Origin of the sequence: Bacteroides sp. AM54-2NS (assembly GCF_003602935.1) — a bacterium.
GTDB classification, from domain to species: Bacteria; Bacteroidota; Bacteroidia; order Bacteroidales; family Bacteroidaceae; genus Bacteroides; species Bacteroides xylanisolvens.
The window spans coordinates 128,102-144,906 of the sequence record NZ_QTMZ01000001.1; the positions used below are offsets into that span (position 1 = coordinate 128,102).

Genomic DNA, 16,805 nt, shown 5'->3' on the forward strand with positions numbered 1-16,805 from the left:
AACATTTGGGCATGAAAAAAGGGCAGCTTCACAGCTCCCCTTAATTTTTTTAACCTAAACCTTAACTATGAAAAAATCTAATGTTTCTTTCATTGCACAAATGTGAAAAATAAATTTAAATTTGCCAAGTATATGGATGGAAAATGTTTATCCTCTTAACATAAATTACAAATTTGCTTGCCAAATCATCAATTTTTGCGTTATTTCTGTGTCAATTAACCACTTATTGAAAGTGAAGCCGTATCTTTGCATCCGAATTTTTAAACTAAGATTTAAGTATGAACGAATTAACGGGAGCGGACTTTAAATCCGCAACTGAAATGACTGATGACAACAAGAAGTTGTTTATCGAAACATACGGCTGCCAGATGAACGTAGCCGACAGTGAGGTGATTGCATCGGTGATGCAAATGGCGGGTTATTCCGTAGCTGAAACGCTGGAAGAGGCTGACGCTGTGTTTATGAACACTTGTTCTATCCGCGACAATGCGGAGCAGAAGATCCTGAACCGCCTGGAGTTTTTCCACTCGCTGAAGAAAAAGAAAAAGCGCTTGATTGTGGGTGTGCTGGGCTGTATGGCCGAACGGGTAAAGGATGATCTGATAACGAATCATCATGTCGACCTGGTAGTCGGTCCGGATGCTTACCTGACGTTGCCCGATTTGATTGCTGCCGTAGAGACTGGCGAGAAAGCAATCAATGTGGAGCTTTCTACTACCGAAACTTATCGGGATGTGATTCCGTCGCGTATCTGTGGCAATCATATTTCCGGCTTTGTGTCCATCATGCGTGGTTGTAACAATTTCTGCACTTATTGCATCGTTCCCTATACTCGCGGACGTGAGCGTAGCCGTGACGTGGAAAGCATTCTCAATGAAGTGGCAGATTTGGTGGCAAAAGGCTATAAAGAAGTCACCCTGTTGGGACAAAATGTCAACTCATACCGTTTTGAGAGGCCGACAGGAGAAGTGGTTACCTTCCCGATGTTGCTCCGAACAGTGGCCGAGGCCGCTCCGGGGGTACGTATTCGTTTCACGACTTCTCATCCGAAGGATATGAGTGACGAAACGTTGGAGGTGATTGCGCAAGTGCCGAATGTATGTAAACATATTCATCTGCCTGTGCAGAGCGGTAGTTCCCGCATCCTGAAACTGATGAACCGTAAGTATACCCGTGAATGGTATCTGGACCGGGTGGCAGCTATCAAACGCATCATCCCCGATTGCGGACTGACTACCGATATTTTCTCCGGTTTTCATTCTGAAACGGAAGAAGATCATGCCATGTCGCTTTCGCTGATGGAAGCGTGTGGGTACGATGCTGCTTTCATGTTTAAATATTCCGAGCGTCCGGGAACGTATGCATCGAAACATCTTGAAGATAATGTGCCCGAAGAGGTGAAAGTCCGCCGCCTGAATGAGATTATCGCTTTACAGAACCGTCTGTCTGCCGAATCCAACCAGCGTTGCATCGGAAAGACGTATGAAGTGCTTGTGGAAGGTGTTTCCAAGCGTTCGCGCGATCAACTGTTCGGCCGCACGGAACAAAACCGTGTGGTGGTGTTCGACAGAGGGACGCATCGTGTCGGTGATTTCGTCAATGTGCGTGTCACAGAGGCCAGTTCGGCTACGCTGAAAGGGGAAGAAATCTGATTTCGCCACAGAGGACGCAGAGGACACAGAGGTCTTATTCTCATAGTCGTGGCTGTCTTGTAGTTGTGACTGCCTGTACGGTATGTGGCAACTGCGCTTATACAACACATCCTGTGGAGGCTTTGAGGATTAATATAAAAAATCAGTGTTCCTCTGTGTCCTCTGCGTCCTCGGTGGTGAAACTTACATCATCATGTGTCTCCTGATGGAGAACTTCACAATTGCCATTGCGTTGATGGACGCGAATGGAATATCCATCGGTTCGTGGTGTGTGTTATAACTTACCAGTTTGAGATGACCTTCCTTCTCCGAACGGTTTACGTATTTTACTGCCAGATACTCGTCTCCGTCAATCATAAACGACACCAGGTATATTTCCCCGTAAATGACGTTGTCGAAACTGCTGATTTCCTTGTATCCGATAATGTCTCCCGATTTCAATATAGGGTACATGCTGTCTCCGTTGACGTAGACCGCCCCGTCGCAGACGGATATATTGGGAATCAATATCTTCCCCAGTGCATACTGCTTTTTATTGGTGAACAATGTTTTCAGGTTCGCAGCTGCCGTAATGTCGTATAATGTCACGCTACGGTCGTCTATTGGTTCGGGTGTTTTCGGATTGTGTATAATCTCGACTTCTCCCTGCACCAGTTCGCTTTCGCAATGTCTCGGCTGATGTTTCGGATTCCCTTTTCCCAATAATAGCCAGTTGTAGTCCACCTTATCCCCCAATTTGTCGAGTAACAAGCGGAAATCGATGCTGTTTCGTGCGCCCCAATTGGTGACTGTAGCTCTCGAAACTCCCAGATATTCAGCTAGTTCGCTGTCTCTTTTTAGGTTTAATGCCTGTTTGGCACGCTTGATGATACTTAATACATCCAAATTTGTATCCATTCTGTTTTTTTTATTTAAAAGACTAATCCCGGATTTATAAATGGCAGCTATAAAATGGCTGACTAAAAAAATATGTTTACTATATGTTTATAATCAATGACTTGTAAAATAGTTGGGATTAAAAATGAAAACTATTGTTTTATTTATGAAAAAATATTCTATCTTTGCCCCATTGATTAATAGAAAACGTTTCAAAAATATAAATTAAAAACGGATATGCCATGCAAAACTTCAAGAAAAACACCGAAACCTTGAAAATTTCTCATCCGCCGCCTGCGGAAAGCTTGCTGATACCTGTTAACAGCTATTCCCTCAACTGTTAATAGCTATTTCTCTAACCATTAATACCTGAAATGCCAGATGTTAATACCTGGCAATAGGATAACAAAAGGATAACATATTGTATACGAATACTCCATATTTGGATGATTACAGACCTGACTGATAAAAACTAGCATTTATAATTTATAATTGGATAACAAAATGAAAAGCTCAAAAGTACAAACACTGTGCGTTTGCGGATGTTGCAAACGCTCTCTTCCGGCAAGTGCCTTTTATATCAATAAGAAAACCGGTCTTCCCGGCAACTACTGTAAGGAATGTCGTAAAACTGTCAGCCGGAACCACCGGAAGAACGAGAAACGCTCCCTGGCATGCGACAGGGAAAGCAGTTATCCGGTAATTACCTCTACGGAAGATCCCACGTTGCGGCGGGAACTTATTCTGCATGCCCTTGAAACCGTAGCTGCCAGCATTGAACGGAAAAGGCGGAAAGTCCGTGAATCGGAATTTGAATACGAATCAGGTTCTGAATCTCAATCCGGATCAGTCTTTGAATTGGAATTAGAATCAAAATCAGGATCAAAATTAGAATTGGCGGACTGATTTATAAAAACAATTTATATCATGGGACGAATAAAACAAGGGCTTGACTATTTCCCTTTGAATACCGATTTTATGCACGACCGTGTCGTACGGCGTGTGATGAAGCGTGAAGGCGATTCCGCCTTCACGATCCTGCTCTATACCCTGTCTTATCTATATTCGGGCGAGGGTTATTATATTCATGTCGACGATGACTTCTATGACGAACTCTCCGACCAGCTCTTCAGCACGGACAACGATAGTGTCCGCCGGGTGCTTCATCTGTTTGTGGAGTACGGTTTCTTCGATTCCTCTCTCTACGAACGTTACGGCATCCTGACTTCCGCCGACATTCAGCGGCAGTTCCTTTTTATCACTAAACGCCGCAGCCGCCGTCATATTTCTCCGGACTACTGTCTGCTGCCGGATGAGGAAACCGTACACTCCACCCTTCCGGATGCTGTTGCAGAAACCCCGGATATTGTAACGCAAACCCTCGATACTGTAACAGAATCCCCGGATACTGCAACAAAAAGCACCCTCATAAAAAGAAAAGAAAAAGAAAGGAAAGAAAACATCCTCCCTAACCCTCCTTTGCCCAAAGGAGGGGATGAGGAAGAAGAGGGAGGAGATTTTTCTAACAGAAAACCGGCGAAGAAGAAACGTGAACTGACACAGTCGGATATTGACCGGATGCAAGCTCCTGCTGACGGACACCCGCGCAACCTTTCCGGACTGTTGGATAACCTTCGCCTTTATCATATTCCTCCCTCCGAACAGTATACAATCGTGCTGAAAAGTAATTACGGAGAAATCGGTGGTAAGGTTTGGAAGGGTTTCGGCGTCATTCGGGCAAGTGCCGGAAAAATCAAACTGCCCGGTCATTATTTGTTGAGTGTCCTGAATAACTGAATTAATGAGGATTATGATGCCAATATATTGCATAATATATTGTAAATTAGTAGTATAGTGACGAATTTTTATATTAACGAATTTATTAACGCACACTTTTAAAATCTCTTGCACAGACAGAAATAAGTCTTATATTTGCATTGTCGATAAGCTTAAAGACACAGACAAACTAGAATTATTAACGACTAAAAACTATTACAATTATGCCAGTATTGTACAAACCCTTCCAGTCAACTCTGGAAGACAAAAAAAGCGGTAAAAAACTCTTCTACCCCCGAGTTGTACGTTCGGGAAACGTAGATTCCGCACAACTTTCGAAAGAAATAGCAGCCTACTCTTCCCTCTCTCCGGGTGACGTAAAAAACACACTCGATAACCTGGTGACGGTGATGGGGCAACACTTGCAATCTTCGGAAAGCGTAAGCGTGGACGGTCTTGGTACCTTCCGTATGGTGATGGTGGCTCGTGGCAAAGGTGTGGAAACTTCTGACGAAGTGTCGGCTGCACAGGCTACGCTTACTGTCCGCTTCCAACCGACAACGACTAAGAATCATGACCGCACTACCGCTACCCGTTCGATGGTGACCGGTGCGAAGTGTGCCCGTTATGATAAACTTGTTTCCGATGCGGGTAGTGCAGGAGGCGGCAACTCTGGTGGAAGCGACAAGCCCGGTGGAGGCGGTAATGAAGGAGGCGGAGAAGCGCCCGATCCGGCTGCATAAATGATGTCACGGCGGTGGGGAGTACACAAAATGTAAACGACAAACTTCGTAGGCTTAACTAAACATTTGACTTTTAACTAAACTAGAAATCATCCACTAACATGAGGATTATCAACTTGATTGTGGTGCATTGCAGCGCCACGAGGGAGGATTGTACACTTTCTCCGGAAGATTTGGACCGGTTGCACCGGCGTCGCGGATTCAACGGAACAGGCTATCACTACTACATCCGCAAGGATGGAACAGTGCACCTCACCCGCCCCATCGAACGCATCGGAGCACATGTGAAAGGTTTCAATATTCATTCAATAGGTATCTGCTATGAAGGTGGTCTGGACTGCCGGGGACGCCCGGCAGATACCCGGACTCCGGCACAACGGGCTACGCTCCGGCAACTCGTCGGGCAACTACAGGAGAAATTCCCCGGCTGCCGGGTATGCGGACACCGGGATCTTTCACCGGACTTGAACGGAAACGGTGAGATAGAATCGGAAGAATGGATTAAACAGTGCCCGTGCTTTGAGGTGGCAAAGGAATTCAATGAGTTCGGAGCATTTGCCGATAGAACTGATGAGACTGGAAGTACGGAGAAACACAGAGTAACACAACACATTAAAGAACAGAAAGGAGGTAAATGATGGCAATGAAGAAATCAGTATGGGATATGATCCTGAAGGTGGTTATCGCAGTGGCTTCAGCTTTGGCTGGCGTTTTGGGCGCTAATGCGATGAATTTGTAAAGCAGAAAATTAAGTAGTAGTCCTTCCATAGATCATGATTGTGTGAAATGGAAGGACTCTGCTAATTCATTTTGTATTGACTAAACTATTTTATTGATAAATAATAGAAAAAACGAGTTATGAATAATCTATATACGAATAAAAAAATAATACTAAAGAGGCTGTTTCTTATATTATCAGCCTTTTTCGCGGTTTTATCTGCTAAGGGGCAGAGTGAAGATGGGATTAAGCTGGATGTTCCACGACTTGTACCACTTTCCCCAACGGCTACGGCTATGGTGAAATATCAGTCTTATCCTGTAGATCATTGTACAGGAGTACCTAACATAACTATTCCCTTGTATGATATTGTAGCAGGAGAGGTTACCATACCTGTTACTTTGTCTTATCATGCTTCGGGGCTTAAGCCCAAAGAAGGAAGCGGATATGCGGGAGCAGGATGGACATTGAATCTCGAACCGTCTATAGCCCGCCAGGTGATCGGGGTAGCAGACAATGACTATTATGGATGGTTTGATCGATATTTTTCTCAAAATACAGTCCCCGGTGATGAAAGAGACCGATTGATTTATTATGGGGAGATGGTAGATAATAAACGGGATACGCGTCCGGATAAGTTCACTTATAAGTTGCCGGGTGGCGGTGGAAGCGGATATTTTTCAGACAGGTCTTCCCCTCTTATTACTGTGCCTCATAACAGCGATGTGGTAAGGTATGCTGAAAGTGATATGAATATAACAGATGGAAATGGAGTCAAATATCTGTTCAATGGCGTACACGAGACGATGAATGATATTATTACCCGCTGGATGTGTACTTCTATTTGTTCAGCCCGTTATCCACATCCTACATTGGTTAGTTTTCAGTATCAAACCCTTCAGAATCAATGGGAACCTAGTGCTTATTATAATTTGAATGACAGGCTGGTCTTTGATGAAAGGGATAAAGACGGGAGTCCTAAATTGTATCTGATGGAACAAAAAAGCGGTGGCAATAACTATTATCAAATTACCGCAGGCAGATCGTCAGGTTCCTCCTCCTTGCCCAATGCCAATAAAGAGAGCGTTTCGAGCTATGTAGCGAATATGAGTTACCCGTCAGGTAGTTACTGTGCGGAGGGTAGAATGAGTACTACCCGATTGACACAGGTGAATTTTATGGGAAACAGATTGTCTGTCAGTTATAAAGCAGTAGGTGAAGTGCCTAACAATACAAGTGTATTAGATAAAATGCAAGTGACAGATGAGAATGGAGAACTGGTGCGTACCATTACCTTTTATGTAACTCCCTATAATGGAAAAACCTCTTTGACCAAACTTGATTCTGTACGTATCTCCGCTCCCGGTGTAGAATCGCAAACTTATTCATTCAGGTATGTGGGTGTAAACAGCGTTCCTTCCATCTATACGAAGGCTGTAGATCATTGGGGATTTATGAACGGTTCGGAAGCGAGTGCTAATGGTAACAAGTTGACGGTACCGAACTTTTCAAAAAGAATACTTTTACCGGATACCAATAACACGGGAAGAAAAGACACTGTATTATTTGAGAATACAGTCGGAATAGACCGTGAAGCGTCTGGTAACATTGTGGGTATTCTTGACCGGATAACAGATCCGCAAGGTATTGAAACCTCTTTTTCTTATGAAGGTAATTATGGCGCGTTTCGCGACAACAGCCAACAGTCGGAGTATCGAGACTACCTTTATCCGGTTGGCGGATTGCGGGTGAAGAGCATAGAAACTTACGATCCGAAAACAAGGAAAAGAATCTGTAAGAATTATAGATATGGCCTGACGGTCGTCAATGATGAAAAGTATGAACCCATTTGGGGTGGCGGGGCTATCAAGCACATAGTTACAGAACGCGATTATTGTTCCACGGAAACACAAGTAATGGATAACGGTCAGAGCCTTTGGAACGAGTATTTGACTGTCTATCATTCAATGCCTGTCTCTAATATCACATTTCGTAACGGAAGTCCGGTGATGTACAATGTTGTCAGTGAGGAGATATTGGGAGGAGGCATTTCACAAAAGACCGTCTATTATTATAATGTGGATACACATGCTTTTGAGGACGTTCTGCATTGGGAAGGTGGAGAGAATACGTCCGCTTCTGTCCGGAAGTTTATATTGAATCAGCCGGAAAGCGTATTGAATCGACTCGGGCGGATGCTTCCCGGACATCCTTATGAACCTTCTGATGACTTTGTCACAGGTTATTCTGCGACCAATCAGAGAAACGGGGTTCTTATGCGTATGGACCGTTTCGATGGGCAAGAGCTAGTGTCATCTACCCGATACGAATATAAGAAAGTAATCGCGGGCCCGTATAACATTCCTGTGGATCTTCCTGTCCGGAAGCTGATAGTGGATGTTGATTTGTACATGAAAAAACCGAATAGCCTGCTTGGCAAACCGGTATTTGTGGCTGACAATGACAATACCCATTCTGCTACGAATATGAGGACCACTTATTATTTGGATTGCGAAACATATTGGGCACTCGATAAAGAAACGACACTATATTATTGCAAAGTGAACGGGAGACGACGGGTGATGTCGACAGAAAAGCAATATGCGTATGACGATGGCTATCTTTCCAGGCCTGGTTCTTCGTTGAAGCCGTGTAGGGTGGATTTTACAAACAGTGACGGCGTGCAGTTTGCGGATCACTACGCCTACCTGGATGGCTATCCTGCTATACTCTCTTTGCATAAACACGTCGAAGACGAGCAATGCACGGAAAAGAGAATCTTGTTTAAGTCCGGCACATGCCTTCCGGATAGGGTGCAATTTAAAACCGACCGAATGGCGGACTTTCGTGATGAAGTCGTTTACCAATCGTATGACAGTAATAGCAATGTATGCGAAATTATGGCAAAAGACGATACGCCTGTTCTCTTCATTTGGGGATATCGCAACCGCTATCCTATAGCCAAGATAGAAAATGCTACCCGGCAGCAGGTGGCTGCGGTGCTTGGTTATGATGGAGACATCGAAGACGTTTTCGGTGATTGGTCGTCACTTGCCGTACCTACCAAAGAGATATGGGATCAAATAAACTCTCTTCGTGAGAGACTTCCCGGTAATACGCGGGTTACCACTCATGAATATACCCCTTTGCAGGGAGTTGTTTCCATTACCGATCCCAATAATGTCATAACGAAATTTGAATATGATAATTATAGCCGGCTGACAGATAGTTATTATCTGGATACGGACGCCCGTAAGGTAATGCTTCAACAGTATATTTATCATTTTGGTAAATGATAAGTAATTCAATGAATGGTTTAACTTGACAATGAAATTGATTTTTTATGAAAACTTATATATGTTTATTTTTCTTGTTGTTCTGCTCTGTCTATTCGTGGGGGCAGTCTTTGGAAGAACGAATGGCAACAGCCATCGATATGGGTACGTATTCGGAACCGTTTACTTATGAAGATACTCAAAATACAGCCCATTTTAACTGTGGATTCACACCTCCGACTGATATGGATAATACGGGAGTGTTGATATCCAAGGATGTTTTCTACAAATTGACAGTGACGCAGCCTATGAAGATTAGAGCCAGTGCAAAACCCAGTATTACTTATAGCGGTACTGTTTTCTTGCTCAATTCTTCGGGCATTCTTTTGAGTCGTGATATTTATATAGAGGAAGCATGGGGAGATTGTGGATATGGTCTGCTGCCTGGCGTGTACTATCTGGTTGCTAAACCTAATATCTATGAAGGGTATAAACCGGTGGATGCGGAAGATGTTACTATTTATGTAAAGACAACCCCTCGGGAAGCAGGTGAAGATTTTTACAATCCGTTTGAGCTAGGGACATTTGGTGAGAATTTCGCGTTGACCGAATTTATAAATACGGATCCGTATCAATGTGATTATAATGCCAGTGACAGCTATTGGGATAATTATTTTCGGCATGATCTAATTTATCGTTTCACGCTGACGGAGCCGATGGAAGTTTGTCTGGATGATGATGGAACTGAGTGTCCTAAGAAAGAAGATTCTTACAGTGTTCACCTTCTTTCTGCTTTACATAATCCTGTTGTTCCCATCCGCACGCAAAAGCTTGGTACAGACTACGAACTGAATGTGTATGACTTGGGGACGGGCACTTATTATATTTATATTTATGTTGATGCACCTATTTGGGGAGTCAATTATAAGATGCACCTGAGCGGGCGGACATACGCTCCCGGTATTAGTTTCTCTCGTCCTATTGATATAGGCAGCCGGGCGGACAGCTTTCAATATACGGATGTTCAGAACTCGGAACTCATGTCCGGCAACTTTCCGGAGAAAGCCGGTAATGAAGTTTTCTATCGGTTGGAGATTGAAAACCCGATGGAACTAACCGTCGATAATTGCGGTTCGGAAGTTGCGGACACCTATTTGCAATTGTTTTCTCAAACGCAGGAGTTACTGTATTCCAATGATGATTCGGATGGTGACGGAACTTGTGTAAATGCCAAAAGTGCCCGCATCCATATACCCGTGTTGTTTCCGGGCGTCTATTATATTGTGACCGACGCAGAAGAGAATGGGAACATTTCCCTATCCGTGAACGGGCAGCTTCTTGCACAAACGGGAGACACAAAAGCATTTGCTATCAACGCCGGGACATATAAGGCAGGGCTCTTCTTTTCCGATACTCGAGATACCTCTATAGACTATACGGATGCTTATCCGGCAAAGCCTACGAATGACGTATTTTATAAGTTGGTATTGCAAAAGGAGATGGATGTGGTGTTCAGTCATTGCGGTTCGGAACTGGAAGATACCTATATGAGCATCTTGAATGAATCCGGTGAGCTCCTTTATAGCAATGACAATTATGCGGGAGAAGGTCAGTGTGAGAATGAGAAACATGCCCGCATCGAGGTCAAGAAACTTCCTTCAGGCACCTATTATGTTGTTTCGGAAGGCAGTGTCGATAACGGGCGGATTACAACAACGATAGAGGCACCGAACTTTAGTGACGCATTGTGTACGACCGAGGGCCAGCCCTGTGTGATTACCCTGACTCCCACTGTCGCCACAGATGATCTCTCCCGACTGCAGACCCGTGATTATCTTCGCGAGATACAATATTTTGACCATTTCGGCAATCCTTCCCTGCATATTTCTCACGGTGCCACTCCTTATAGGACCGACCTGCTCACATTGCAGGAGTATGACGGAATTAACCGCGAGTCTAAACTTTGGCTTCCGGTAGCAGAATCGACTGCCGGCGGTGCCTTTCTTCCATCCGCAGAAGTCAGTGAGGCCGTTTGTAAAGCAAGTTATTACGAGAAAGACAGCTCTCCTTTCAGCTATCCTGAATATGATAGTTCTTCATTGAACCGGATTGTCAAGAAGTATAGTCCCGGATCCGCCTGGAAAAACCATCCGGTCAAAACAGACGTGTTGACTAACATCGGAAGTAAAGATGCTGTTGATCGGGTCGACAGTTGCTTTATTGTGTGTCGCTATAGCATAAAGAATAACAGTTTGGTTTGTGCGGGTGAATATGATGCCGGAACATTGGAAGTGGTTCGCACGATAGATGAAGATAATCATGTGAGTTATGAATTTAAAGACCAGGCCGGTCGCATAGTTCTCGTTCGTCAGTCTGATGATAATCAACTATCTTATGATACGTACCATGTTTATGATAACTATGGCAACCTGTGTATGGTGTTGCCTCCGATGGCAGCCGATTATTTTTTTGATGAAGGAGAATGGTCTGAAACGGCTCCCGTTCTTCAGCAATATGCCTATATTTATCATTATGACAAATATAACCGCTGTATCTACAAGAAACTTCCGGGATGCGATCCTGTTTATACCGTTTATGACGCTGCCGACCGCCCTATTTTTACCCAAGACGGTGAACAGCGTGAACGGAACGAGTGGAGTTTCAGTATTCCCGATGCTTTCGGGCGGACAGTATTGACCGGAGTTTGTGCGAATACGTTGGATTATGCTTCCAATCCTTTGGATACTATCGTCGTGTATGCCGATTGGGCAAATGAAGAGAACGGGTTGAAAGGCTATCAATTGGAAGGTATAACCTTAAATTCTCCGAGCCTCCTGTCTGCCAACTATTACGACCACTATGAGTTTTTGGGCAAGAACGGCATCCCTAATAATATAACCACTGTTTACGTAGAGGAAACAGGCTATGGCAAGCGGAATGCAGGTGGTTGTAAAGGGCAGCTGACCGGGGTTTGGACATCGCTCCTCTCTTCCCGTCCGGGTACTTTTACGTATTCGGTAATGTATTATGACGACCGTTACCGGATCATCCAGCAAAGGGGTAATAATGAGTTGGGTGGTACGGAGATTGTCCATACAGCTTATAATTTCTCGGGAAATCCCTTGGAAGAAAAACGTATACATACATTTCCTGGCACTGGACCAACCGTAGAATTGCACCGGCATACGTATGACCATGCCAACCGTCTATTGAAGACTAGCTATCAGTTGAATGATAATACTCCTATTGTTTTAGTAGACAATGTGTATGATGAGATAGGTCGTTTGAAAACAGATAAACGTAATGGTGTATATGAGTTACGAACTGATTATGCATATAATCTTCGTTCATGGGTAAAAGGCATTAATGGTCCATTGTTTAATCAGACGCTTAACTATCAGGAAACACTAGAGGGAACTACTCCCTGTTATAATGGTAATATCAGTCGTATGTGTTGGCGTAGTGGCGAAAATGGTATGGCTACAGTTATTGATCCGCAAGAAAAGGGTTACAGTTTCACTTATGACGGTCTCTCCCGTTTGAAAGATGCTATTTATGGAGAAGGTACTAACTTAAAACAAAACCGGAACCGCTTCAATGAGCAAATAACTGGCTATGACAAAATGGGTAATATCTTGGGTTTACTTAGATATGGTCAAACCGATACGGATTCTTATGGTTTGGTTGATAATCTGAATCTGACCTACCATGGGAATCAATTACAGTCTGTTTATGACAATGCCACTAACTCTGTATTTGGTAACGGTATGGAGTTTAAGGATAATGTCAATGAAACGGTAGAGTATGAATATGATAAAAATGGCAATCTGACCAAAGATTTAAACAAAAAGATAACTGGAATTCAATATAATATCTTAAATTTGCCTAGTCACATTAGCTTTGCTGACGGGAATAGTATTGAATATGAATATGCTGCAGACGGCAGGAAAGTCCGTACCACGCATACTATAAACAATAACGTCACGTCCACCGTTTATTGTGGCAATGCGATCTATGAGAACGGCACTCTGGAGATGTTGTTGAATGAGGCGGGTTACTACAGCTTTCAGGACAACAAGTTCCATTTCTACATTAAAGATCATCAGGGAAATATTCGTGTGGTTACTGATGAGACAGGTAAAGTCGATGAAGTGAATGATTATTACCCTTTTGGTGGACTGATGTCTAATGCGAAGAATGATATGCAGCCTTATAAGTATAATGGTAAGGAGTTGGATCGGAAAGGCGGATTGGACTGGTATGATTATGGAGCAAGAATGTATGATGCAACATTGGGAAGATTTATGAAGACTGATAGATTTTTAGAAAAGTATGTTTCTCTATCTCCTTATCAATATGGAGCAAATAATCCAGTGAATAATATAGATATAAACGGAGATAGTATTTGGTATACTTTAAATGACAATATTGTGACTATGCATGTAACTGCCAAAATATTCAATAATTCAAGTGATAATATAAATATGAAGAGAGCTGCCAAAGATATAGTTTCTGATATAAAAAGTACTTATGAAGGAGAATTTGAATGGAGTGATGGCAAAACTTATAATTTAAAGGTTGATATGGATCTCAAAGTGGCAACTTCTATGAAGGATGTTGAAAGTGCAGACCATTTATTTGTATTGGCGGATAGTGATGGTGAAGGGGCTCGTGGAGTTACAAGTATGTCTGGTGGAAAAGTAATGACTTTGGCGTCAAGGGATTTTGCGAATGATAATTTATTGTCTAATAATCTGTCTCACAATAACACCTTTACTGCAACTCATGAATTTGGACATGCAGCCGGATTGCTACATTCAAAGAATCCATTTAATATAATGAAACAAGGAGGTGTTTTTCACAATAGTAATTCGACACAAAGAAAAGTTATGCTGCAACAACAATATAATATAAATAGAGGTAGTAATTCCTTGAATTATATGAATAGAAAAATACCTTATCCATATGTTCACTATGATAATAATATTGTTGATGTCTATAGTTTAGGTCTTAAATGGAGATGATATAAATGAATTTGAAAAATAGAAAAGTATTAATGGTAACAGTCGGGCTGATGTTATTATGTGTATGTATTGTTTGTTTTGCATCTAGATCTACATTGATCTTTGTAGGGAACTCGTATGAAAATAGCCAAGATATTAATACTATTATTTCATTGAATGATAAAATAGTATATAGTGGTTTTATAAAGGCTTATGAACTTCCAAGATTGTTAGAAAAAAGAAATATGAAAATTGGCTTTTATAAGGTTTCTGCAAAGCTAAATAATGTATTGATAGAACAGCGATTTTTTTATTTTTTACAAAAAACTATTTGGATAGATTTTGATTGTGCAAACAGTAACTCTTTATTAATTTCGAAATATTACAGGCAAATTCCATTGTAATTTAGCACTATCTCCTGCCCAGCGCAGAAATGCAGTTTATCTAAAAGATAATGGACTAAAGAAAGATAGAAAAGGAATGTTGTACGAATATACTAAAAATCAAAGTCGGGTAAAATCTATTCGAATATTGGGTAATACAGATTTAGTACGATATGTAAAATATTAATAATATACTTATGAAGAACTTGGTTTATGTTATCTTATTTATTTTATTGGGAGGATGTGTTTCCCCCCTCTTTTTCGCCAGTGGAGATACATCAACGAGTGGCAGAACAAGTTAAAGTATTGATAGATAGTGGATATCTACAGACTCCATATATTGAAATAAATGAAGTATTATCAAATGATTCCAGCATTATTTATAGTATTAAAGGGTCGGATTCTCCAGGTTCGGATGGTGCAGAGTTACCTTCTAAAGTGATGACCTATAAAGGGAAATATCTTTGTTTTATAGAATTAGATGAGCAGGAAATGTCGCGAACTGAATTGTTTGAAAAAGGAATTGTGGCAGATTCTAATTTTCATGAGAATCTCCATTTGGACGATGGGTGGGTATTGGCTCTTCGAAAATATGAAAATGGGTCAACTTTGGTAAAAAAGGTATTATCATCGGCTTTTCTTTTTGAATATCCGCAACTTTGGTAGACCTTTCAATCAGATTATTAGAATAGGTGGTCGAAATATACAGTATACAGCTTTTAAACTTTCTGATGGAACATTTAATATAGGAAGAATACATGAAATTTTATAGAATACCGACTAAGCAAGAGGAACAACTTATTGAATTACTTGTTCATAAGTCATCTTTAGAAATGTCTGAAGATTGGAAAAATGGCTTATTAGTATGTCCAATGGATGATGGGGAAATGGGTAGTTTGTATTTGTTTCCACAGGGGAAAATAAATGAAAGTAGGAAATTGGGTAGACAAATTAGTGAATTTCAATTTACAGATATTGATGGAGTTGAGGTTATTGCATCCTTAAATGTGGATGTTGATGGAGTTCTATTTGAACTTGATATATGGAAAACTAATTTTGAAAAACTTGTAAAATTCCCTGATTTATAACTCGATTACTACCTTGACATGTTATAGAAATATTCTTAAGTGTCAGGGTAGTTTTTTTATATTATTGTTCGATAAAACAGAGTGTCTTACCCTGATATGGAATTAGAAAATATTCTGTGTCAGGGTATCTTTTTATAAATGCGGAAATGAAAGGTTGCTTTCTCAATATAATAGATTAAATTTGCCTAGCAACATGTCTACGCATACAGAATATGTACTTGATATTTCAGCTAGCCTAATTGTAGATACTGATGTCTTAATTGGTTTATCTATTAAAAGTCCTTAACGAAACCCCAATCCATCACTTTTTATTTGTTTCTTTGCACCAAATTCGGGTATAGTGTTGTCTTGTCATTCGAGGCAGCACTTAATTTTGCTTAGATAGTTAATGGAGAAACTCAGTATAAATGCTTGTCCGGTGTGTGGCGGTGCGCACTTGAAACGCGTCATGACTTGTACGGATTTTTATGCTTCGGGCGAACAGTTTGAACTGTATTCGTGTGAGGACTGTGGATTTACATTCACACAAGGAGTCCCCGTGGAAGCAGAGATAGGCAAGTATTATGAGACTCCCGACTATATCTCTCACACTGATACGCGCAAAGGCGCGATGAATAATATCTACCATTATGTACGTTCCTATATGCTGGGCCGCAAAGCGCGCCTGGTAGCTAAGGAAGCGCATCGTAAAACAGGGCGTTTGCTTGATATAGGTACGGGAACCGGTTACTTTTCCGACACGATGGTTCGCCGGGGCTGGAAAGTGGAGGCGGTGGAGAAAAGTCCGCAGGCACGTGAGTTTGCGAAGTTGCATTTCGATCTGGATGTAAAGCCCGAATCGGCTCTGAAAGAGTTTGCTCCCGGCAGTTTTGATGTCATCACCCTTTGGCATGTGATGGAACATCTGGAACACCTTGGTGAAGTGTGGCAGCGACTTCATGAGTTGCTGACAGAAAAAGGAGTATTGATTGTAGCCGTACCCAACTGCTCTTCTTATGATGCTCAACGCTATGGCGAGTATTGGGCGGCATACGACGTTCCCCGTCATCTCTGGCATTTCACTCCGGGCACTATACAACAACTGGCTTCCCGTCATGGCTTTATCATGGCGGCGCGTCATCCGATGCCGTTCGATGCGTTCTACGTATCCATGTTGAGCGAAAAACATCGTGGCAGTTCGTGCAGTTTCCTGAAAGGGATGTTTGCCGGAACGTTAGCATGGTTTAATGCTTTAGGACGGAAAGAACGCAGTAGTTCCATGATTTATGTATTCCGAAAAAAGAGATAACGC

Annotated in this window: 13 protein-coding genes; 12 read left to right on the forward strand and 1 reads right to left on the reverse strand. The window is 42.1% G+C overall.

Going from position 1 to position 16,805, the window contains the following annotated elements:
* The first annotated feature begins 278 nt into the window (after positions 1-278).
* The gene (miaB, locus tag DXA05_RS00405; RefSeq protein ID WP_004298847.1) at positions 279-1,652 is read left to right on the forward strand and encodes a tRNA (N6-isopentenyl adenosine(37)-C2)-methylthiotransferase MiaB; all 1,374 of its coding nucleotides are present in this window, start codon (positions 279-281) and stop codon (positions 1,650-1,652) included.
* 183 nt (positions 1,653-1,835) lie between these two features.
* Here the strand turns inward: miaB and DXA05_RS00410 are convergent, their stop codons facing one another.
* Positions 1,836-2,549, reverse strand: a complete 714-nt coding sequence (locus DXA05_RS00410; RefSeq protein WP_121960409.1) for a S24 family peptidase — start codon at positions 2,547-2,549, stop codon at positions 1,836-1,838.
* A gap of 483 nt (positions 2,550-3,032) precedes the next feature.
* Here DXA05_RS00410 and DXA05_RS00415 point away from each other — a divergent pair, with 483 nt between their 5' ends.
* The 11 genes from DXA05_RS00415 to DXA05_RS00460 all read left to right on the forward strand — a co-directional run bounded on the left by DXA05_RS00415 (position 3,033) and on the right by DXA05_RS00460 (position 16,802).
* Positions 3,033-3,434 (forward strand): hypothetical protein, encoded by a 402-nt coding sequence (locus tag DXA05_RS00415; protein WP_008023700.1) that lies wholly within the window; start codon positions 3,033-3,035, stop codon positions 3,432-3,434.
* A gap of 21 nt (positions 3,435-3,455) precedes the next feature.
* On the forward strand, positions 3,456-4,325 hold the full coding sequence (locus tag DXA05_RS00420) for a DUF4373 domain-containing protein (RefSeq protein ID WP_128858623.1): 870 nt from the start codon (positions 3,456-3,458) through the stop codon (positions 4,323-4,325).
* A 203-nt stretch (positions 4,326-4,528) separates the two neighbouring features.
* Positions 4,529-5,047 (forward strand): HU family DNA-binding protein, encoded by a 519-nt coding sequence (locus tag DXA05_RS00425; protein ID WP_004302871.1) that lies wholly within the window; start codon positions 4,529-4,531, stop codon positions 5,045-5,047.
* A gap of 101 nt (positions 5,048-5,148) precedes the next feature.
* Complete coding sequence (locus tag DXA05_RS00430; RefSeq protein ID WP_128858624.1) at positions 5,149-5,685, forward strand: N-acetylmuramoyl-L-alanine amidase; 537 nt, start codon at positions 5,149-5,151, stop codon at positions 5,683-5,685.
* A gap of 5 nt (positions 5,686-5,690) precedes the next feature.
* Positions 5,691-5,786 carry a smalltalk protein gene (locus DXA05_RS26325; RefSeq protein WP_005681936.1) on the forward strand — a complete coding sequence of 32 codons (96 nt, stop codon included), beginning with the start codon at positions 5,691-5,693 and terminating at the stop codon, positions 5,784-5,786.
* Positions 5,787-5,905: 119 nt separating this feature from the next.
* The gene (locus tag DXA05_RS00435; protein WP_128858625.1) at positions 5,906-9,061 is read left to right on the forward strand and encodes a hypothetical protein; all 3,156 of its coding nucleotides are present in this window, start codon (positions 5,906-5,908) and stop codon (positions 9,059-9,061) included.
* Positions 9,062-9,108: 47 nt separating this feature from the next.
* Positions 9,109-14,064 carry an RHS repeat-associated core domain-containing protein gene (locus tag DXA05_RS00440; RefSeq protein WP_258998517.1) on the forward strand — a complete coding sequence of 1,652 codons (4,956 nt, stop codon included), beginning with the start codon at positions 9,109-9,111 and terminating at the stop codon, positions 14,062-14,064.
* 5 nt (positions 14,065-14,069) lie between these two features.
* Entirely contained in the window at positions 14,070-14,447 is a 378-nt protein-coding gene (locus tag DXA05_RS00445) for a hypothetical protein (RefSeq protein WP_256331860.1), read from the forward strand.
* 264 nt (positions 14,448-14,711) lie between these two features.
* Positions 14,712-15,092 (forward strand): Imm65 family immunity protein, encoded by a 381-nt coding sequence (locus DXA05_RS00450; RefSeq protein WP_258998519.1) that lies wholly within the window; start codon positions 14,712-14,714, stop codon positions 15,090-15,092.
* A gap of 92 nt (positions 15,093-15,184) precedes the next feature.
* Complete coding sequence (locus DXA05_RS00455; protein WP_128858626.1) at positions 15,185-15,514, forward strand: hypothetical protein; 330 nt, start codon at positions 15,185-15,187, stop codon at positions 15,512-15,514.
* 388 nt (positions 15,515-15,902) lie between these two features.
* Positions 15,903-16,802: a methyltransferase domain-containing protein gene (locus DXA05_RS00460; protein ID WP_004298876.1), complete on the forward strand. Its 900-nt coding sequence runs from the start codon at positions 15,903-15,905 to the stop codon at positions 16,800-16,802.
* The last annotated feature ends 3 nt before the right edge of the window (positions 16,803-16,805 follow it).